The following is a 19,801-nucleotide window of genomic DNA, read 5'->3' on the forward strand; positions in this document are numbered from 1 at the left end:
ATGTGCTTGCCTAGTTCTGTTGCGGCTCGCTTTGCTGCGGCTCGCGCAGCGGGCGGCGGTCGGGGCGTTCGGCGGGCGGGGCTGCGTCGATAAGCAAATGCTCCCTGCCCTGTATGGCGGAACCTGTCAGCTCAGCGAAACCACCCTCCGGGCGCGAAAACACAAGCGCACAGTTCACGCTGCGCGAACCGCCATCCCAGGAAACCGTGTTGAGCGTTGTCCAAAACGGCTGCAGCGTAATGCGGTACAAGTTCTCCTCACCGCCGAGGTAATCCTGCGCGGCCGTGGTACACACATCAGCCAAGTGACGATCCTGCTCTTCAACACTCGGCGTGTGATCCGGGAAAACAGTGGCCAAGTTCACCGTGGACGTCACCTCCACCTGGTGCGGCTGCGCGCAATCAACGGCAGTCAGCGAATTCGACGCATCCACCGCCACGCACTGACCCGGGTCAAACACGCGCGCCTGATCCTGATCAGCCACCTTGCCGCTAGTCATCACCACCCCGCCAGCGCGATCCGTCTCCTGCAACCCACACAGCATGGTGCGATCGCCCTGCGCCCACGCACTCGCCGGCGGCAGGATCGGGGCAATAGAGAACCGGCCCGCCGGGTCAAAACGACCCTCCAGGTAACGCAGCGCCGCGGCACCGCAGAGCTCCTCACGCAACTGCGCCTGGCGCGTGGTGCTTGGCATCGGCGCATCCGGGCCAAACTCCGACGTGGGGTAGACGCTCAAATCCTCCCGCAGCGCCACCTCAAAACGATGCGGGCTAGCGCAATCGGCTTGCTGGAAATTTGTCACGGCCCCATCCTCCGCAACATCCCACGTCAAGCAGGACCCTGCGTCAGCGGACGTAAAAGACATCGCCTGGTCTGCCTGGCTGCCCTGCATCGGCGCGCTCGAGCTCTCCCACGAAAACGCGCCCGCGGCAACCGCGCCCGCCAGCGTCGCAATGGTGAAAGCGCGCTTGAAAGCGGTACGGGATGCGCCGCCGGATGCAGTAGAGGAAACCATGGCAGTAGATTAAACGAGCAAAACGGTAGAGTTGCAAGGTGTGATCGATCTCAAGCTAGTGCGCGAAAACCCGGACCACGTCCGCAACTCCCAGGTAGCCCGCGGTGAAGACCCGGCCCTGGTCGACCAGCTGCTCGCAGCCGACGAGGCACGCAGAGCCGCCATCCAAGCCGCCGACGAGCTGCGCGGTGAGCAAAAGGCCTTTGGCAAGAAGATTGGCCAGGCCTCCCCAGAAGAGCGCCCCGCGCTTTTGGAAGGCTCCAACGAGCTCAAAGCACGCGTGAAGGAAGCGGAAGCCCGCGAGGCTGAGGCCGCCGCTGAGGTGACGCGTTTGCAAACCGCCATCCCCAACCCCATCGAGGGCGCACCCGCAGGTGGTGAAGAGGACTTCATCGTGCTGGAGCACGTTGGTGAAATCCCGGAGTTCGATTTTGAGGTCAAAGACCACCTGGATCTTGCAGAGCCACTTGGGCTCATTGACATGAAGCGCGGCACCAAGATCGGTGGCGCACGCTTCTACTACCTGACGGGTGACGGCGCATGGATGCAGTTGGGCATGCTCATGCTGGCCGCCCAGAAAGCCCGCGAGGCCGGCTTCAAGCTGATGATCCCGCCGGTGCTTGTGCGCCCAGATATCATGCACGGCACCGGATTTTTGGACGAGCATGATGAGGAGATCTACTACCTAGAGCGCGACGACATGTACCTAGTCGGTACCTCCGAGGTGGCGCTTGCTGGCCTGCACAAGGACGAGATCATTGATCTTTCCAACGGCCCGCTGCTGTACGCCGGCTGGTCGTCCTGTTTCCGGCGCGAGGCCGGCTCCTACGGCAAGGACACCAAGGGCATCCTGCGCGTCCACCAATTCGACAAACTCGAAATGTTTGCCTACTGCAAGCCAGAAGACGCTGAAGAGATGCACCAGAAGCTGCTCGGCCTCGAGCGCGAGATGCTTGCAGCCGTTGAGGTGCCGTACCGCATCATCGACGTTGCCGCAGGTGACCTCGGCTCCTCCGCCGCCCGCAAGTTTGACACGGAGGCGTGGGTGCCGTCCCAGGGCACCTACCGCGAGCTGACGTCCACCTCCAACTGCACCACCTTCCAAGCCCGCCGCCTGGCAACCCGCTACCGTGATGAGGACGGCAAGACGCAGATCGCCGCCACCCTCAACGGCACCCTGGCCACCACGCGCTGGCTGGTTGCCATCCTGGAAAACCACCAGCAGGCAGACGGTTCCGTAGTGGTCCCAGAAGCCCTGCGCCCGTGGGTGGGCAAGGACGTGCTGAAGCCCTAATGAATATGCGCCGATACCGCGGCTTTTTAGTCCCGCGCCTGTTTAAAGAAGCCAGCGCTCACACCGATGAGGCTGCCGAGCGCTTTTACCAGGGCGCCGTATCGGCCATCCGTCGCATCTTGAGGCTGCTGCGCATTGAGGTCACGGTGGTCGGCGCTGATAACATCCCCGCTACAGGCGGGGCGCTTCTAGCCGGCAACCACACTGGCTACATGGATTTCGCGCTGATGGGCACCGGCCCGCACGTGCAGGGCAACCGCCTGGTGCGTTTCATGGCCAAGAAGTCCGTCTTTGAGGTTCCTCTTTTGGGCCGCATTTTGCGCAAGATGCACCATGTGCCGGTGGATCGTGCGAAGGGGGCGGCGTCGATTAGCAGTGCTGTGGAGAACTTGCGCAACGGCAACCTGGTGGGGATCTTCCCCGAGGCGACGATCTCCCGTTCCTTTGAGCTGGCGCATTTCAAAACAGGTGCGGTGCGCATCGCACGCGAGGCAGATGTGCCGCTGATTCCCACTGTGATGTGGGGTTCGCAGCGCATTTGGACCAAGGACCTGCCGAAACAGCTGCGGGGCGTGCCGGTGATCATTCGCTACGGCGAACCCGTGCCCCTGACCGGCGATGCGGGAACCGACACCGCGGAGCTGAAGCGTCGCATGCAACAGCTTTTGGATCTCTCGCGGGCCGAGTACACCGAACGCTACGGTCCCTTCGGTGCGGAGCCGTGGCTGCCGAAGTCCATGGGCGGCACCGCGCCGACGATCGAGGAGGCCGAGGAACTCTACCGCGCGGAGAAGGAGCGCAAGCAGAAGTGACACCCCGCATGATCGCCTCCGACATCGACGGCACATTCATCACCTCCGCAGGTCGCGTCACTCCGCGCCTGCGAGCCGTCGTTGCCAGAGCGGTTGAAGCGGGAGCATTTTTCTGCTTAGCGACGGGACGCCCCCACCGCTGGCTGCCCCCCATCACAGACCAGCTACCTTTTGCCCCAGTCTCAATCTGTGCAAACGGGGCAGTGATCTTCGACCCCGCGCGAGATGAGATCGTGCATGCCTTCGAGCTGGCCTCCAGCACAATGGCTGAGGTCATCGAGGCAGTGGCGCCCGTCATGTCAGACGTTACCCATGGATTTGGCGTGGAGCGTGTCGGGCGTGGCGAGGAATTCTTGATCACGCGGGAGTACAACCCCGACGCGTGGGACGATCGCTTCGGCGTAGTCGACGTGGACGAGCTCATCGCCCAACCCGCCACCAAACTGCTCATACGCTGCGGATACTTAACGTCTGCCGAAATGTTCGAGCGCATCGCCCCGGTAGTCAACGCCGCCGAGGCCCACGTCACCTACTCCATGGACGAAGGCCTCATTGAGGTCTCATGCCCCGGCGTGAACAAAGCGTCTTCCGTTGCACTTCTTGCAGAGCGCTACGGTGTTGACGCTGCAGATGTGATTGCGTTTGGCGACATGCCTAATGACCTGGAGATGCTGACGTGGGCCGGGCGAGGCATTGCCATGGGCAACGCCTCGCCAGTGCTCACGTCAGCCGCGGATGAAGTTGCGGACACCAACGACAACGACGGCGTGGCCAAAATCCTCGAGCGCTGGTTCTAGCCCCTCTGTTCCCACCCAGCTTGGACTGCCCAGCTTGCCCAGCTTGCCCGAGCAAAACCCGCCCCGCCTACTTGACATAACGTTTATCTGCTAGTGGCGAAGGTGATCCACTAGCATACAAATGAAAAATGGCCGAAAGTGTCTACATTCGACCTGGGAAAATGGAGGACCGTTTTCGTTATCTGCTAGGGCAGTGTCCCGCGCTCCTAGCAGATAACGAAACCCGCGCTCCTAGCAGATAATGAAAAGCAGATAGAAACAGAGAAAACCCCGTGGAAAATCTCCCAACATGCGGTAGAAATAACGGCATGGGGGATTACACAAAGAAAAGGGAAGCCGAACTCGCTTTGATTGCGAAGGTGGCTGAGCAATGCAAAACTGCAGTGATCACGGGGCCGGCAGCAGCACGCTGGATGGGACTCTCAACGCTCAAATGGGTAGAGAAAGTGGACTTGGTTCTGCCTGGAAACTCTCGAACCTGGGGAACGAAGTACAGGGACAAGGTCTATCACGGTGGAATCCTCCGGGACGAGGAGACCTGCACTGTTAAGAGGGTCCGAAGCGCAATCGGGGTGCGGGCGATGTTTGATACGTTCCGGTATTACGGCAGGTTGGACGCGTTGGTGCAGATAGAGTCTGCAAGGTGGCAGCACGCACATCTGACAGTGGAGACGTTGCTGGAGAAAACGGAAGTGTTGCCGCAGGCCAGAGGGCTTAAATCGTTTAGGGGGCTGATTAAGGGGTCGGCGGAGACGTCGGCAAGCGTGCTCGAGACCTTGGTGCGTGACAGGCTGTTGGGCGCGATCAACCATGGCCACCTGACTGGGGTGGAGACCATTGAGTTCCAGGTGGGGTATCAAATTGTTGATGAGCTGGGCAATATGACAGTCGCGTGGGTGGATTGCATCATCAATCAATTCATTGTGGTGGAGGCCGACGGGGCGGAGAAGACCAGTGGCGCGATGGGAGATGCGTTGAGTGCGCTGCGCAGTGAGCGTCATAGGGAGAAGCAGCTGCAGAATAAAGGTGCCGTGTTTTTTCGGGTGGGCTGGGATGATGTGTTTGGCCCGCGGATGGTTCGGCAGCTGCAGGGGTTGATCAACCTGAACCCGGGGGTCAGGCCGATGGATGGGCGGCTGGATATTGGGTTCCGGGAGTGGTCGAGGCAGATTGAGCGAATGTTCGCGTAAGGCAGGGGGCTAACCCGTATGATCTCCAGGCATGCCGCTTGTTGCTGCCATTGATCAGGGAACGACGTCCACGCGCGTGTTTATTACGGATGAGGACGGCCAAGTCGTCTCCCAAGCGCAGTTTGAGCATAAGCAGTATTTGCCCAGGCAGGGGTGGGTGGAGCATGACCCGGAGGAGATTTGGCGTAATACTCGCCGGGCGATTGTAGAGGCGCTGGCGAATGAGGACATTGATGAGCGTGATGTTGTAGCGCTGGGGATTACTAACCAGCGGGAGACGGCTGTGGTGTGGGAGAAGGACACCGGGAAGCCGATTTATAACGCGATTGTTTGGCAGGATACGCGCACGAATCATGACGGTGACCCGTATGCGTACCAGCGCAGGACGGGGTTGTTGCACAATTCGTATCCGGCGGGGCCGAAGTGGGCGTGGATCCTGGATAACGTGCCCAATGCTCGCGAGCGGGCGGAGCGGGGGGAGCTTTTGGTTGGCACGATTGATACGTGGTTGATCTGGAATCTTACGGACGGGGCGTTGCATGTCACGGACGTCACCAATGCAAGCCGTACCCTGCTGATGGATTTGGAGACGCTCGACTGGGACGAAGAATTATGTGAGGCGGTTGGGGTGCCGGTGGGGGTGTTGCCGGAGATTGGGGCGTCGATAGGCAAGATTGGCTCGGTGCGCGCACGGGGGCCGTTGGCTGATACGCCGATTACTGGGGTGCTGGGGGATCAGCAGGCGGCGCTGTTTGGGCAGGGGTGCCTGGAGGAAAACAGTGCGAAGATGACGTACGGTACGGGGCTGTTTATGGTGCTCAACACTGGTGGACAGCTTAAGATCAGCGACACGGGGCTGCTGTCAACGGTGGCGTATCAGGTTGCGGGCCAGCCGCCGGTGTATGCGTTGGAGGGGTCGGTTGCGGTGGGGGGTTCGTTGGTGCAGTGGCTGCGTGATCAGCTGGGCATTATTCGCACCGCCGCGGAGACGGAGACGCTGGCTGGCCAGGTGCCGGATAGTGGCGGGGTGACTATTGTGCCGGCGTTTTCGGGGTTGTTTGCGCCGCGTTGGCGTCCGGATGCGCGTGGCATTATTACTGGTCTGACGCGTTTTGTGGATCGTCGTCACATTGCGCGTGCGGCGCTGGAGGCGACGTGTTTGCAGACGCTGGAGGTGGTCCGCGCGATGGGCGGCGAGCCGACCCAGCTGAAGGTTGATGGTGGCATGACCAGCAATGATCTGTTGATGCAGATGCAGGCGGACATCCTCGGCTTTGACGTGGTGCGCCCCGCCAACATTGAAACCACGGTGATGGGTGCTGCCTCGGCTGCTGCTATGGGCATTTCGCTTATCGACGCCCCGTTTACCCTCGGCACGCCCACCACCTTCCAAAACGAAATGGCCGGCCCCGATCGGGACCGGCTCATTGCGAAGTGGGAGGACGCCGTGCTGCGTTCCTACAACCAGGCGTAACCTGCCGCCTGTCCTCAGCGCTTAGTTCGTGATGATGTTGATGTTGCGCTGGGAGATGGAGTAGACGATCGCGCCACCCTGGAAGTCCATGCGGATTTCATCGTGGTTGGCGTTGCGCTGCGGCGTGATCGGCATGCCCAGCGGGCCTGCGTCGAGGCCTTGCTGCAGCCAGGCGTTGGCGATCTGGCCGACTAGGGCGTAGATCTCGCCGTCGGTGTCCTTCACGGCGAGGCCATTTGCGTAGAGCGCCATCTGCTGGCCGCCCACGCCGGAGACCGTACCCGCGAGCTTGCCCAAGATGGGTTCGAAGGACTTCCACACGGTGGATGCTTCGGAGCTGCCAACAACCTCAAGGGCTGGGCCAATCATGGGGGTGACGTCCTGGACGGTGATGCCGGAGATGATCTCGGTGCCGCCGACGTTTTTGACCTGGTCGCCCAGCTGGCCGTTCTGTAGTGCGTAGATCAGGGCCACGCCGGCGATGGTGCCTACGACGGTTGCGATGGTGGCGGTGTCGCCGTCGGCAAGCTTGGTCAGCGTGTTGGCAACCTTAGTTCCAGTGCCGTTGGACGGGCTGGTCACCGTGGTGTTGGTGCCGTCCTTGTTCGGGATGGCCGGGCTGACGAACGAGCGCGACGCCTTGGTTGCGGTGTATTTCACCTTTGCTACTCGACGAATGTCGGGCAGCCTGTTGTACAAACTGTCACCCGGGCAGTCGCTGAAGTGGAAGTCACGGTGGGCGTTTACATTGGGGAAGTATGCGCCCTTGCCCGCGCCGTAGCGGGAGCCTGCGAAGCTGAAGTCTGCAGACAGGTAGCTGGTGCCCATCGGGTCGAAGCCTGCGACGGCAGCCTTCCAACCAATCAGTTCACCCATTGCCTGCAGGGACGCGGTGGTGGGTGCGGTCTTGGAGTAGTCGCCCATCATGGACACGCCCCAGGTGTTGGTGTTGAAGCCGCCCACGTGTGCGCCTTGGACTGCGCGGTCCAGACCGCCGGCGCGGCCTTCGTAGATGTTGCCGTACTTGTCTACCAGCGCGTTGTAGCCGATGTCGCCCCAGCCACGGACGTGCGCGTGGTAGTGCTCGATGGAGCGGACAATGCCGGCAGACTCAGCGCGGGAGTAGTTGTTGGAACCCGCGGTGTGGTGCACGGTCACGGCCTTGACGGGCTCGGAGTAGTACGGAGTGTTCCTGCTTGTTGCGCCCCACTGTGCGCGGGTGATTACCTTCGGCATGGCGCGGGAGTAGGAATCCGCGGCCGGGGTGATCACGTTTTCGTCCACGCCGCCGTCAAGGAACACGGCTTGGATGTCCCGGGCCGTGGTCGGTGCTTCGGAGGCGGCGCGGCCGTCTTCGAGCAGGTCCACGTTGCCGGTGGAAACCTGGATGCGCTTGGTGCGCTCAACGAAGATCGGTTCGGTGCCGCTGGTTTCCACACCGGTGGGGGAGTCGTCGGGGTCCATTTCGAACCAGGGGCTCCAGGAGCCGTCGGCACGCTGGGAGCGCACGTAAGCGACGATGTCGCGTGGGCCCTTCCAGGTCAGCGCAACAACCGAGAACTCGCGCTCGCGCGTGAACTCTTTGACTACGCGGCGGACGGTGTCTTCCTCACCGGACTGGGTGCGCACCGCGGCGTCATCAACCGTGATGTTGGCGCCGGTGTCAAAGCTGGCTTCGTCTGCGTAGACGCCAGTGGCTGCCGGCGCGACGTTTTGTACTTGCAGAATGTGTTGGCCACCAAATGCAGCGGAGGCGACCATGGCCACCGCCAAAAGGACGGCGAACATGGGGTTGGCCCACTGTCGACGATGTTGCACGGTTTCACTCCTGTGGCTGATGTGACAATAGTTAATTGCAGGCTACCGCAATCTTAACCCTCACGTGAACCTTGAGACTTTGCGGCGTGTCGTGAGGTGTGGCGTCGAAAAGCAATTGTGCGAAAATGGCACCTATGACATATGACCTCATTGTTGTTGGATCCGGGTTTTTCGGCCTGACCGTTGCGGAGCAGGCCGCGAGCGAGCTGGGCAAGCGTGTGCTGGTGGTGGAAAAGCGCAACCACATCGGCGGAAACGCATACAGCGAAAAGGAACCAGAAACCGGCATTGAGGTGCACAAATACGGTGCGCACCTGTTCCACACCTCGAACGAGCGCGTGTGGGAGTACGTCAACCGCTTCACCGAGTTCACCGACTACCAGCACCGCGTGTTTGCCATGCACGACGGCACCGCCTACCAATTCCCCATGGGCCTGGGCCTGATCAACCAGTTCTTTGGCAAGTACTACTCGCCGGACGAGGCTCGCGAACTGATTGAACAGCAGCGCGAAGGCCTCGACCCGGCGGCCGCAACCAACCTGGAGGAGCGCGGCATTGCGCTGATTGGCAAGCCGCTTTACGACGCGTTTGTGAAGCACTACACCGCAAAGCAGTGGCAGACAGACCCGACTGACCTGCCGCCGGAGATCATCTCCCGCCTACCGGTTCGCTACACGTTTAACAACCGCTACTTCAACGACAAGTACGAAGGCCTGCCGGTGGACGGCTACGCCGCCTGGCTGGAGAAGATGGCCGCGCACGAGCTGATTGACGTTCGCCTAGATACTGACTGGTTCGACGTCCGCGACGCCATCCGCGCCGAATCCCCGGACGCCCCGGTTGTGTACACCGGCCCGCTGGACCGGTACTTCGACTATGCCGAGGGTCACCTTGGCTGGCGCACCCTCGACTTTGAGCAGGAAGTACTGGACACCGGCGACTTCCAGGGCACCTCTGTGATGAACTACAACGACGCGGACGTGCCGTACACCCGCATCCACGAGTTCCGCCACTTCCACCCGGAGCGGCAGGATAGTTATCCTGCCGACAAGACCGTCATTGTGAAGGAATACTCCCGCTTCGCCGAGGGTGATGACGAGGTGTACTACCCGATCAACACCCCGGAGGACCGCTCGAAGCTGGAGGCGTATCGACGCCTCGCTGCGGCCGAGTCCCGCGAAAACAAGGTCCTCTTCGGTGGTCGCCTAGGCACGTACCAGTACCTGGACATGCACATGGCCATCGGCGCGGCGCTGTCCGTGTTTGATAACCACGTACGTGCCTACTTTGAGGACGGCAAGCCGATCGACCAGCCGCGCGGGCACTAGGAGCAACGAGTGAGCATTGAGATTTTCGTCCACCCCGACTGTCCTGACTGCACGGATGTCATCGCGCAGTTCAAGGCAGATCCGCAGGTGTTCGGTGACGCCGAACTTCTCGACGTCACCGACCTGCGCAACCTCAAACGCTTTCTTACCCTGCGCGATTCACTCGACGGGTTCGCCGACGTCCGCGCCACCGGCAAGATTGGTGTGCCGTCCAATGTGATAGACGGCACGACGGTCGAGTTCCCCGGCGAGGTGTAGCCGCATCCTCGCCGACTCCAGCTACGCGGGCGTTAGGGGACTACGTTAGGGGACTGCGTACCTGAACACTTTCCTTAGGCTAGGCAAGCCTATATAGTTTGCAGGGTGAGTTTCAGGCCTTTCCTTGCAACCGTCCTCCGCAGTGAACGCGTTGCGCCGAACTTCCAACGGGTGACGTTCACCGGGATCGACGCTATGGGGCCTGCCGTACCCATCAGGGATTTGCGCATCAAACTGCTGATCCCGCCCGCCAGTGGAGTGCTGAGCCTCCCGGAGGAAGGGTGGTGGGATGCGTGGCGTGCGATGCCGGAGCACACGCGCGGGCACCTCCGTACCTACTCGATTCGAGAGCTCCGGCGATATGCCGATGGCCCGGATGAAGTGGATGTGGACTTTGTTCTGCACAATGACAATCCCGGTCCAGCCTCGGCGTGGGCGCAAGACGCGCAACCTGGGCAGCAGCTCCTGATAATTGGACCAACTCGCGACGATGACTCCGGGGTTGGCATCGAATTCAATCCGGGGTCTGCAGCACAGGCATGCTTGTATGGTGACGAAACCGCGCTTCCCGCAATAGCCCGCATTTTGGAAGATTGGCCCGAAGGCCTCGCCGGGTCTGCTGACATTGAGGTACCGGCCGGCAACCACTTGCCCATCGACGCCCCTGCACAGGTCGACGTCCGCTGGCACTTCCGCGAACACGACGACGTCGATTACGGGGACTTGCTTCTTGCGCAACTGAAAGACGAGGTTGATTCCCGCAGCGCTGCTGTACCTATGGGAGCTGGGAAACTTGATCTCGTAGATGAAGTCTCGCATGACGAGGTCTGGGAGACACCCACGTACTCCAGCAGTGGTGAATCCATAGCTTCCGCTTCGGATGCTGCAGGGCATACCTATTACTGGATCGCAGGGAAGAATACGGCTGTGAAGGCGATGCGTCGACTGCTGGTGAGCGAGGTGGGTGTGCCTCGCCACCACGTGTCGTTCATGGGGTACTGGCGTTAACGGGGTAACAGCGTGAATAGACACGTAGGGTTTGTTGTTTTCCTTGCGGCTTCTACCGTGTGTGCAGCACTGCTGTCTTTGTTGTTCGGGGCGCGCGAAATGGGATTCGGGGCAACGCTGGGCGCGGTTCGTGATGGAATCGTGCTGGCGTTCCCAGGAGGATCCGAACGACTTGAGGCGTCCAGCGACGAGGCGAAGATCATCGCGCAACTTCGAGTTCCGCGCACCCTGCTCGGCCTGTTGGTGGGGGCAGCGTTGGGTACGGCGGGCGCGCTGCTGCAGGGTCACACCAGAAATCCGCTTGCGGACACAAACCTGCTGGGCGTCGGTCCCGGCGCAGCTCTTGCAGTGGCAGCAGCCATTTCCTTTCACGGCTCAATGTCAGTATTGCGCACGGTTGGGGTGGGATTCCTCGGTGCAATACTTGCGGTGGCGCTCGTGTTCGTGCTCAGTATGAGGAGCCTGGGATCTACGCCGATCATGGTCGTGCTCGGAGGTTCTGCGCTGGGTGCGGTTTGTAGTGCGCTTACTAGCGGCATTGTGCTGACGAATACGCAAAGTCTCAATGAGATGCGGTTTTGGACAGCGGGCGCTATAGCTGGGCGCGACATGCAGGTGGTCGCGGTGCTTGCCCCGGTGATACTCCTCGGGATTGTGCTCGCCTTTGGCACGGCACATCAGGTGAACCTCCTGAACTTGGGAGACGACGTGGCCAGTGCACTTGGCGTGAGAGTGAACATCGCGCGGGCCGTGGGCATCATCGTGGTTGCATTGCTCACTGGTGCCGCGGTGGCTGGCGCGGGCCCGATCGGGTTCGTCGGCCTGGTCGTTCCGCACCTCGTGCGCGCCGTTACGGGGCCAGATTACCGCTGGGTGCTGCCGTGTTCCGCGCTGGCTGGGGCCTCGCTGCTGTTGCTTGCCGACGTTATCGGACGCATCATCGCACGACCTGGCGAATTGCAGGTGGGCATTACGCTCGCCTTCGTTGGCGCCCCATTCGCCCTGTACATCTTGCGGAAAGGGGCGAAACTGTGATGCGGGTTTTCGTGACGAATGGTGTCCTTGCGGTGTTGGCTCTCGCCGCGGCCCTTGGGGGTGTCATGGTCGGAGACTTCGAGCTTACGGTCCGGGATATTGTTTCTGCGCTCATGGGCCAAACCACGGAATTGGCTCGTACGGTGATTCTTGAGTGGCGTCTGCCGCGGGTAGTGACAGCTTTGGGAGTAGGAGCTGCGCTGGGTTTTGCGGGGGCGATCTTCCAGACCATCACGAGGAATCCTTTGGCAAGCCCAGACATCTTGGGCGTCACCTCGGGTGCCTCCGCTTTCGCATTGACTGCGTTACTTGCTGGTGGAAGCTCCGGAATGCTGCTGCATGTACTGGGGGTCCCGCTCAGTGCGTTTCTCGGTGGATTAGTGGTGTCCGCGGCAATCTGGTGGCTGAGCCGTGGCGCGGGGCTCGGGTCTTTCCAGCTTGTCTTCGCCGGGATCATCATCAACGCGTTAGCGATGGCCTACAACTCGTTCCTGCTTGTTCGCGCCGACTATCGCGATGTGGGTAAAGCGCAGGCGTGGATCACCGGTTCGGTGGGTTCTTCGAACTGGCGCGATGCCCTCGCTGTGCTTATTACTCTGGCAGTTGTTGTTCCACTCTTGCGGTGGGCAGCCTTCAACCTTCAGGCGCTCTCGTTAGGCGAGGATACGGCTGCTGGCCTCGGGGTGGAGCCCCGGCATATGCAACTCATCCTCATGCTCATGGCTGTCGTGCTGGCATCGATGGCTGTCGCAGCCTCTGGTCCGATAGCATTCGTGGCGTTTGTTGCGCCACAGATCGGACGCAAGATCACGCAAGCAGCGACGCCGCCTTTAGGAACAGCAATGCTCGCTGGCGCGGCGATCGTGTCCGGCGCTGACGTAGCGGTACGCATCTTGGTGCCCGGGAACCTGCCGGTAGGTATAGCTACAACTGCGATTGGTGGCACAGTACTGCTCTACACGCTGCTGCGCGCAACACGAAAGGTGTCCGTATGATGCTTCAAGTTCGAAATCTCAAGGTGAGTTATGGCGCTACCGTCATCGTTGATGGCATTGACCTCGACGTGCCTCAAGGCGGTGTCACCACACTCATCGGTCCGAATGGTTGCGGCAAGTCAACGCTGTTGCGAGCTACCGCTGGGCTTATTGCATGCGATCACGGCACGGTCACGCTGAACGGCGTGGACACGGCGAAACTGAAGCGCCGCGAGATTGCGCGCCAGCTTGCAGTACTGCCACAGACACCTGTTGCCCCCGAGGGGCTGACGGTCCGCGATCTGGTGAGCCGCGGACGCCACCCGCACCAGTCCTGGCTACGGCAGGCCTCTGCTGAGGATGCGCGTGCGGTCGATGCAGTGATGGAGCTGACCAATATTGCAGAGTTTGCAGATCGTCCACTCGAGCGGCTTTCTGGCGGACAGCGCCAGCGCGCCTGGATCGCGATGGTCTTAGCGCAGGACACTCCGCTTGTGTTTTTGGACGAGCCAACGACATACCTCGACTTGTCCCACTCCGTCGAGGTCTTGTCGCTCGTACGTCGACTCGCTGATCAGGAAGGGCGAACCGTGCTTATGGTGCTGCATGATTTGAACCTCGCCGCACGCTACTCAGATCAGCTCATCGTGATGCAGCGTGGCGAGGTTCGTGCGGTCGGTACGCCTACCGAGGTGGTTACAGAGTCTTTGCTCAGCCGCGTTTTCGATCTGCCTGCGGTTGTGGTGTCTGATCCGGTGAGCGGTGGCCCACTGGTCGTCCCCCGGTAGGCACCCCGCCCCCTGAAATGCCTAGAGCTGTTTCTTGATCTGCTCGATTGCGTACGGGATCGTGAGGGGGTTTGGCATGCTCATTGCGTTGGCAGTATCGGTGTCTAGCCAGTAGAGCCCGCCACGCTTGTTGACATCAAGATCCATGAAAGCCTTGTCGTTCTTCAGCGCATCGATCGCGCCGTAGTAGTCCAACACGAAGAGGTAGTCCACGTCATTGAAGTCAGCGTAGTTCTCGGGGGACCAATCGAGGAAGAAGCTGGAGCCATCGCCGTTGAACTTCTCTGGGATTGTGAAACCAAGCTTTTCGATGAAAGCACCGCGGCCATCGCCTGAGGTGTACACGCCGAGCTTCCCGTCGTAGGGCATGCCGATTACTGCTGTTTTGCCCTGCAACTCTGGGTGCGCTTCGCGGAAGTCTTTGAAGGCCTGCTCGGAGTCGTCGATAAGCTTTTGGCCTTCGTCTTCTTTGCCTAAGGCCTTGGAGATTTCCTTGATCTGTACTTCCCAGGGTACTTGCCAATCCGGGTACTCATCCGAGTGGAAAGTCGTCGGTGCGATCTGCTCGAGCAGCGCCTTCTTATCGGCTTCGAGACCGCTGTTGACCGCAATAATCTTGGTCGGGTTCAGCGCAGCCACTTGTTCGGCAGTGTCGGTACTGAATTCGGTGGTGGTACCACGGATTGGGTTTGGCTCGACAGTGAGCTTGTCCTTGGCCCACGGCCCAAGTCCGGAGGGATCGCCCGAACCTTCCTGTTCCCAGGTGGCGTAACCGACCGGTTGTTCGCCCAGGGCAAGGATCGTATCGACGTCGCCGAGCCCCATTGTGACGATGCGCTCGTCTGCCCCGTTGGCATCGGAAGCTTCTGGAGCAGCTGTCGGGTCGCCTGCGCCGCTGGAGCAGCTGGCAAGCATGAACGCCGCGGTGAGAGTGGCTGCGGCTGCCTTGAAGGGACGAGAGCTAAAGAGTGCCAAGGTTGCGCCTTTCGTAGGTAAATAAAGAAACTCCAGTTAGGGCTGCCTAGCCTAACGAAAGCATTCTACGGTATGCCTCAGCTCGTGAGCAATCTCCGCCTACGCGCTTGGAACGAGACAACACACATCGAGTCGTTGTGTACGAGCAGTGGGATGACTGTTAGCGATTTTGGATGGCGGCGTCGAAGTCGTGGAGGTACTCATCGCGTCCACTAGTAGCTCACTGCCACCCCGTTTGCACTAATCTGGCGCGCGTGGCGCGTGAACGTAATCAATTCCGCATGAGCCGCCAGGGCATGAACGCGTTTCTTGCCCTGCCAGCGGCTCCTGTTTTGATGGTCCTGATCGGCTCGCTAGGCACGCAGGCCGCTGCCGTTTTGGTAAGAGACCTGCTCGAGCCTATTGGCGCGCCGGGTGTGTCCGGCCTGCGCATGGCGGCCGCGGCCGTGATTATGGTGTTGTTGTTCCGTCCGAAGCTGAGCGGTATGACCCGCGCCCGGGCGATCAACATCGCGGTCTACGGCGTGACCATGGGCATGATGAGTGTGATGATTTATGCGGCTATCGCCCGCCTGCCCCTGGGCGTTGCCGTTACCATCGATTTCCTCGGCCCCTGCGTTGTGTCTTTCCTGGGGCTGAAGATGTGGCGCTCCCGCTTGTGGGCCATCGCCGCGTTCGTGGGCGTGGCGCTGATTGCGAATCCATCGAATGATCTGGATCCGCTCGGTGTTGGCTTTGCTGTGGTCGGTGCCTGTTTCTTCGCTGGCTACACGGTGTTCGCCGAACGTATGGGGAGCACCGAAAACGACAGCATGTCGGACCTTGCCTTGTCTGTGGTTGTTGCCGCGCTGATCCTTGCTCCTTTCTCAGTTCGGGCAGTTCCGCTTATCGACGCCCCCGTGTGGGTCACCATCGTCATCTCCGGGTTCATCGGTGCGGTGATTCCGTATGTGATGGACACGATTGCGGCGGGGATTGTCTCGGCGGCGGTCGTCGGTACGCTCTTTGCCCTCGATCCGGTGATTGGCGCGATCTTGGGCTGGGCGTTTTCCGGCGACCACCTGACCTGGTCCATGGTCACAGGCATTGTCCTGATCGCGGCCGCCGGTGCGGTGATCACGTGGCGCGGGGCTCAGGAATCGCGGGCGACGTGAGTTGCGAGAGTAAAGCGGTGAGTAATAAACAACTCTGAACAACTCTCCAACAACTCCTGATAGCTGCTTTGATCTGCAGATATAGGGTATTTTCGGGGATATTTTAAGGCGGAGTTGTTTGTAAGTTGTTTGGAGTTGTTTCAAACAACTCGTGCATTATTCCTGTTATTCTCATTGCATGGTCGATGCGGAGTTTGAGGTTGTAAGGGAAGCGCTTTCTGCGATTGAAGCTGGTGAGGGCGCTGGCAGTAGGGAATCTCAGATATTGGACTTCAAAGAAGATCCCGCTGTGCATCCGATGAATAAGAATCCCGATGCGGGCTTAATAGAATTTCTCGTCGACGAAGTTATTTGCTTTTCCAACGCGGATAGCGGAGTCGCATACATCGTCCTTGGCGTTAATGACAAGAAGTCGGGACCATCTGCGTTTACTGGAACTGACCGTGCTTGCGACTGGTTGGTGGAGAAGATCTACAGCAAGACCCAGCCGCATATCCAAGTAGAGGCTTTTGACATCGAGTGGTGCAACGTGCGCTTGATAATCTTGCGTGTTCCGCGTGGGATGGCGCTCTACCAACGATCCAAAGGTCAAGCGAGCAAGCGCGTAGGGAAAAGCTGTGTCCCACTGGGGGAAGACGAGCGTCGGAGTATCCATCTGGCACGTGCCAATCCAGATTTCAGTGCTATGGCGTCGCGGCGAGGGCCTGAAGACTTGGACTCACAAGCCGTTGAACGGGCGAGAGTCCTCCTGACAAATCGGAAGAAAGCCTTGGGGGACGGGTCACCGGTTCCGCGGACGGGGCTCGAACTATGCAGTGAGTTAGGCCTGCTCAAGCCCGATGGGAGACTGACTTTCGCGGCGGAAATACTCTTCATGCAGCCGCTACATAACCGGTCGGTGGTTCGTTACCTTCTTCGGGAGGTGCCCAGTGGTGATCCAAAGGTGACCGAGATCTCGGCACCGTTAATTACAGCTTCGGAACGGCTCCGTGCGCTCATCAAGGACCACACATCTCAGGAGATAGCTCGAGTCCAGCTCCCGAATGGGCAGGAGTTTCCGATTCCCGCGTTCCCGACAACGGCGGTTGATGAAGTTGTTTCCAATGCGTTCGCGCACCGCGACTGGGGAGCTACCGCAGCAATAGTCGTAGACCAGTCTCCCACCAGCTTAACAGTGTGGTCCCCTGGTAGCCTTCCAGTGGGTGTTCGCAAAGAAAGAATTTTGACCACCCAATCTATCCCGCGGAATCCAGTGCTCATGGGGGCTTTAAGGCAGTTGAGTCTCGCTGAGGAATCGTCGCGCGGTTTCGACCGCATGTGGGTCTCTATGCTCTCAAGCGGCAGGCAAACCCCGAGCCTGAGCACTGATGGACCGTTTGTTGAAGTAACTTTGCCTTCTGGCGAGGTGGATCAAGATTTCATCAAGGCGTTATATCAGCTGCGTGCAACATTTGGAGACCCCATTTTCGATAGCGTGAATGGTCTCTTGGTTACACGCCATTTGGCAAATAACCCGATCTTGATGACTTCTACTGCCGCTCGGCTTATGCAGGTGTCGGAGGCGCAGGCTCAGGAAACCTTAGGATGGTATGCAAGACAGGGCTTTCTGGAGCAGCTGAGGGATGCTCCCGAATGGATATTGTCCGCGCAAGCCAGGACGGCTTTTGACGGCGAAGCTTCCCCTGTAGTCAGTGCGGTAACTACGGAGGACTGGATTATCGCTCAGCTCCGTGAAGGGAAAGCCCTGAATGCTCGTGAAGTTGCTGAAGAATTAGGTGTTGAGAGGCAATCGGTGAGTCGGCTTCTCCGGCACCTTAGAGATTTGGGTAAAGCAAAGATCGCTCACGATAGCCCTAAGCGGGGGCCAGGCGTCCGGTGGGTTTCTACTTAGCCGGAGACGCCAGGCCGTCAGAAAAATAACTCAGAACAACTCAAACTTCGGCAACCGCACAAACTGCACAAGCGACGACTCTGGAGTGGGCTTGCCCTCAAATTGCGGGGATATGTAGTGGAGGATCTAAACCCCCATTGGTTGCCGCCTGCCTGCAGCGTATTTACTTACGCCTCAGCCATAGGGTCCGGCAGGTTCAAAATCGAACACCACTCAGACACCAAACTATCGCCAGCTTGATCCGGTGACTGATACCGCGGCTCACTATCCGTAGACATCACCCGATACGTCTCCACAAAACGACCAATACCTTCTGCCGCATCCGGATACGCAGCAGTAAAAAAGTCAATAAACTCATCAACGTCATAATCCGGCACCTCCGCCGGATCAGCACCAAACACCATCACTGGATTCGCACCAAAGAAAAACTCATGCGTACCAGCATCAGTACGAATAGTGATAAAACACAGCATCAACTCCGCAACGCTGATCATCCACTCCCCATCCGGACCAATCCCCGGATGCCCAACACGCCAATCACCATCAACAAATTCAAACCCTGCATACATGTCTATTCCCTTTCCTGTGCTCCTGCCGCGGGATCAAGCATAAACACCGCGCCAGCATCACGATAAAGATCCAACAAATAATCACGACGATGCCCCGCCGAGTCAGCAAACGTCAGCTCAACACAATACCGAGCACCACGAGGCCGCGGCGCCTGCTCGTACCAACCCCGCAAATCATAATCCAGCATGTCAAGCGCAAAGCCTGACTGCATCATTGGTTCACCGTCATTCGCAGGAGCATCCTGAAGCTCTTGTAACTTCGTGCGGATGCTGTCACAGACTGCTTCCCAATTCGCCACCGTAAACCGTTGCAGAGCATCAGGGATTTTCACCTTGTTCATATCCACATAATCAAAACCACAGATCCCGAATTCAACCCCACTGAGATCACAACCCGATAACTGGATGCCATCTACGGTTTCTTCCACCGTGAATTCTTTCCACTTCCCCGTTACCGTCGTATTGGTAATCACAGGACACCGACTACCGCCCCCCTTTGGCCCATTCAACCGCATGTCAAGCGCCTGACACCGATCATAACGCGTGCCATAGGCAAACAACTCCGGAAACGTACACGCCCGAAACACGCAATCAGACACACTTGCGGCAATCAACGGCATAGCAAACCCAGAAGCGAACTTGCACCGCTCGAACACACAGTCCGAAATAGTGCCATACGCCCACTCAGGAGAAGTAAACGTTGCCTGTTTGGCGTAACAATGCCGCATCGTCAACTCACGGGCAATAAACGGGTTGATGTTGGCATAACTGAAATCAATATTATCCAATACCTGCCCAGGCGGCAAAAACACATCAGAAGACACGCCATGCTCACTAAAAGTGCCCTCCCAATGAAAACCACGAAAGTCCTCACGCCCATCAACCAACCCAAACGGAGACGGCGCCAACACCAACCCCGGGTCACACTGACCACCCCAACGCTCCACCAACTGCTTACGCGTCAACTTCACTGTCATTTAACTCTCCTCACCTGAAGCCTATTGGTGCCGCCATTTGGCCGAAACGCTTCGTAGGCAATGATATGGTCCGAACGATCCATCCCTTCCTGCAAACCATACTTCCTCACATGGGCATCGGTTTGACCAACCGTGGTGAGATCCAACCACCGTGTTGATCCATCGCTTAGCGTGACTTGGAAATCGGCACCGTACTTGCCCTGCGTGTTGGCGACAATCCCCTTAATCGGATTCATTCTCAAACTCTCAGCTAATTCCATGTGCAGTATGGTTCCTAGATGCATTCGTTCAGCCCAGTAGTTGCCCCTTCGAATGTGGTTAAGCTGATTTCTTGTGAAATTGAGTTGACCGCTATTCCATTGATTGATGACACCGTCTAGGTGCTGTGAGATCTGCGCTTTGTAGACCTCGGACCTGACCCCTGTTTGGTAGACACCTCTG

The 19,801-nt window shown here is 59.2% G+C and carries 19 protein-coding genes; 13 read left to right on the plus strand and 6 right to left on the minus strand.

The window, feature by feature from the left end; translation table 11 throughout:
- Window positions 1–10 precede the first annotated feature (10 nt).
- On the minus strand, window positions 11–1,018 hold the full coding sequence (locus tag HMPREF3101_RS03205; protein WP_083280060.1) for a septum formation family protein: 1,008 nt from the start codon (window positions 1,016–1,018) through the stop codon (window positions 11–13).
- A 40-nt stretch (window positions 1,019–1,058) separates the two neighbouring features.
- Between HMPREF3101_RS03205 and serS the strand changes: the two genes are divergently transcribed.
- The 5 genes from serS to glpK all read left to right on the plus strand — a co-directional run bounded on the left by serS (window position 1,059) and on the right by glpK (window position 6,585).
- Window positions 1,059–2,312 carry a serine--tRNA ligase gene (gene serS, locus HMPREF3101_RS03210; RefSeq protein ID WP_070462528.1) on the plus strand — a complete coding sequence of 418 codons (1,254 nt, stop codon included), beginning with the start codon at window positions 1,059–1,061 and terminating at the stop codon, window positions 2,310–2,312.
- On the plus strand, window positions 2,312–3,124 hold the full coding sequence (locus HMPREF3101_RS03215) for a lysophospholipid acyltransferase family protein (protein ID WP_246816629.1): 813 nt from the start codon (window positions 2,312–2,314) through the stop codon (window positions 3,122–3,124). Before serS ends, HMPREF3101_RS03215 begins: the two co-directional genes overlap by 1 nt.
- Window positions 3,121–3,921, plus strand: coding sequence for an HAD family hydrolase (locus tag HMPREF3101_RS03220; protein ID WP_210386160.1), 801 nt, complete (start codon window positions 3,121–3,123; stop codon window positions 3,919–3,921). Before HMPREF3101_RS03215 ends, HMPREF3101_RS03220 begins: the two co-directional genes overlap by 4 nt.
- 581 nt (window positions 3,922–4,502) lie before the next feature.
- Window positions 4,503–5,111 carry a hypothetical protein gene (locus HMPREF3101_RS03225; RefSeq protein ID WP_141737333.1) on the plus strand — a complete coding sequence of 203 codons (609 nt, stop codon included), beginning with the start codon at window positions 4,503–4,505 and terminating at the stop codon, window positions 5,109–5,111.
- A gap of 31 nt (window positions 5,112–5,142) precedes the next feature.
- On the plus strand, window positions 5,143–6,585 hold the full coding sequence (gene glpK, locus HMPREF3101_RS03230) for a glycerol kinase GlpK (protein ID WP_070462497.1): 1,443 nt from the start codon (window positions 5,143–5,145) through the stop codon (window positions 6,583–6,585).
- 21 nt (window positions 6,586–6,606) lie between these two features.
- Here the strand turns inward: glpK and HMPREF3101_RS03235 are convergent, their stop codons facing one another.
- Window positions 6,607–8,403 (minus strand): N-acetylmuramoyl-L-alanine amidase, encoded by a 1,797-nt coding sequence (locus tag HMPREF3101_RS03235; protein ID WP_246816630.1) that lies wholly within the window; start codon window positions 8,401–8,403, stop codon window positions 6,607–6,609.
- Between the two features lie 134 nt (window positions 8,404–8,537).
- On the opposite strand from HMPREF3101_RS03235, the gene glf reads away from it, so the two are divergent.
- The 6 genes from glf (at window position 8,538) to HMPREF3101_RS03265 (ending at window position 13,794) form a co-directional block, all read left to right on the plus strand.
- Window positions 8,538–9,731, plus strand: coding sequence for a UDP-galactopyranose mutase (gene glf / locus HMPREF3101_RS03240; protein ID WP_052205812.1), 1,194 nt, complete (start codon window positions 8,538–8,540; stop codon window positions 9,729–9,731).
- Window positions 9,732–9,740: 9 nt separating this feature from the next.
- On the plus strand, window positions 9,741–9,989 hold the full coding sequence (locus HMPREF3101_RS03245) for a hypothetical protein (RefSeq protein WP_083280061.1): 249 nt from the start codon (window positions 9,741–9,743) through the stop codon (window positions 9,987–9,989).
- Window positions 9,990–10,094: 105 nt separating this feature from the next.
- Window positions 10,095–10,997 (plus strand): siderophore-interacting protein, encoded by a 903-nt coding sequence (locus HMPREF3101_RS03250; protein ID WP_070462500.1) that lies wholly within the window; start codon window positions 10,095–10,097, stop codon window positions 10,995–10,997.
- A gap of 12 nt (window positions 10,998–11,009) precedes the next feature.
- Window positions 11,010–12,032: a FecCD family ABC transporter permease gene (locus HMPREF3101_RS03255; protein WP_070462502.1), complete on the plus strand. Its 1,023-nt coding sequence runs from the start codon at window positions 11,010–11,012 to the stop codon at window positions 12,030–12,032.
- The gene (locus HMPREF3101_RS03260) at window positions 12,032–13,027 is read left to right on the plus strand and encodes a FecCD family ABC transporter permease (RefSeq protein WP_070462503.1); all 996 of its coding nucleotides are present in this window, start codon (window positions 12,032–12,034) and stop codon (window positions 13,025–13,027) included. Before HMPREF3101_RS03255 ends, HMPREF3101_RS03260 begins: the two co-directional genes overlap by 1 nt.
- The gene (locus tag HMPREF3101_RS03265; RefSeq protein ID WP_070462505.1) at window positions 13,024–13,794 is read left to right on the plus strand and encodes an ABC transporter ATP-binding protein; all 771 of its coding nucleotides are present in this window, start codon (window positions 13,024–13,026) and stop codon (window positions 13,792–13,794) included. The genes HMPREF3101_RS03260 and HMPREF3101_RS03265 overlap by 4 nt, the downstream gene beginning before the upstream one ends.
- Before the next feature lie 21 nt (window positions 13,795–13,815).
- Here HMPREF3101_RS03265 and HMPREF3101_RS03270 read toward each other — a convergent pair whose 3' ends face one another.
- Window positions 13,816–14,769, minus strand: coding sequence for an ABC transporter substrate-binding protein (locus HMPREF3101_RS03270; protein WP_246816631.1), 954 nt, complete (start codon window positions 14,767–14,769; stop codon window positions 13,816–13,818).
- A 254-nt stretch (window positions 14,770–15,023) separates the two neighbouring features.
- On the opposite strand from HMPREF3101_RS03270, the gene HMPREF3101_RS03275 reads away from it, so the two are divergent.
- Both HMPREF3101_RS03275 and HMPREF3101_RS03280 read left to right on the plus strand, forming a co-directional pair.
- Window positions 15,024–15,923, plus strand: coding sequence for an EamA family transporter (locus HMPREF3101_RS03275; protein WP_246816632.1), 900 nt, complete (start codon window positions 15,024–15,026; stop codon window positions 15,921–15,923).
- Window positions 15,924–16,101: 178 nt separating this feature from the next.
- Window positions 16,102–17,814 carry an RNA-binding domain-containing protein gene (locus HMPREF3101_RS03280; protein WP_070462507.1) on the plus strand — a complete coding sequence of 571 codons (1,713 nt, stop codon included), beginning with the start codon at window positions 16,102–16,104 and terminating at the stop codon, window positions 17,812–17,814.
- A gap of 167 nt (window positions 17,815–17,981) precedes the next feature.
- On the opposite strand, the gene HMPREF3101_RS03285 is transcribed toward HMPREF3101_RS03280, so the two are convergent.
- The 3 genes from HMPREF3101_RS03285 to HMPREF3101_RS12265 form a co-directional block, all read right to left on the minus strand.
- Window positions 17,982–18,383, minus strand: a complete 402-nt coding sequence (locus HMPREF3101_RS03285) for a hypothetical protein (protein WP_070462508.1) — start codon at window positions 18,381–18,383, stop codon at window positions 17,982–17,984.
- Between the two features lie 2 nt (window positions 18,384–18,385).
- Window positions 18,386–19,360, minus strand: coding sequence for a hypothetical protein (locus HMPREF3101_RS03290; RefSeq protein WP_070462510.1), 975 nt, complete (start codon window positions 19,358–19,360; stop codon window positions 18,386–18,388).
- On the minus strand, window positions 19,357–19,801 hold a 445-nt coding region (locus tag HMPREF3101_RS12265; protein WP_210386161.1), incomplete at its 5' end, for a hypothetical protein. The genes HMPREF3101_RS12265 and HMPREF3101_RS03290, both read right to left, overlap by 4 nt.

This window comes from Corynebacterium sp. HMSC29G08 (assembly GCF_001806875.1).
Classification (GTDB): Bacteria; Actinomycetota; Actinomycetes; order Mycobacteriales; family Mycobacteriaceae; genus Corynebacterium.

Coding starts and splice junctions, on each gene's coding strand:
- HMPREF3101_RS03225 (WP_141737333.1), top strand. CDS start 4,503: ATGTTTGATACGTTCCGGTATTACGGCAGGTTGGACGCGTTGGTGCAG.
- glpK (WP_070462497.1), top strand. CDS start 5,143: ATGCCGCTTGTTGCTGCCATTGATCAGGGAACGACGTCCACGCGCGTG.
- HMPREF3101_RS03265 (WP_070462505.1), top strand. CDS start 13,024: ATGATGCTTCAAGTTCGAAATCTCAAGGTGAGTTATGGCGCTACCGTC.
- HMPREF3101_RS03205 (WP_083280060.1), bottom strand. CDS start 1,018: ATGGTTTCCTCTACTGCATCCGGCGGCGCATCCCGTACCGCTTTCAAG.
- HMPREF3101_RS03280 (WP_070462507.1), top strand. CDS start 16,102: ATGGTCGATGCGGAGTTTGAGGTTGTAAGGGAAGCGCTTTCTGCGATT.
- HMPREF3101_RS03215 (WP_246816629.1), top strand. CDS start 2,312: ATGAATATGCGCCGATACCGCGGCTTTTTAGTCCCGCGCCTGTTTAAA.
- glf (WP_052205812.1), top strand. CDS start 8,538: ATGACATATGACCTCATTGTTGTTGGATCCGGGTTTTTCGGCCTGACC.
- HMPREF3101_RS03260 (WP_070462503.1), top strand. CDS start 12,032: ATGCGGGTTTTCGTGACGAATGGTGTCCTTGCGGTGTTGGCTCTCGCC.
- HMPREF3101_RS03285 (WP_070462508.1), bottom strand. CDS start 18,383: ATGTATGCAGGGTTTGAATTTGTTGATGGTGATTGGCGTGTTGGGCAT.
- HMPREF3101_RS03290 (WP_070462510.1), bottom strand. CDS start 19,360: ATGACAGTGAAGTTGACGCGTAAGCAGTTGGTGGAGCGTTGGGGTGGT.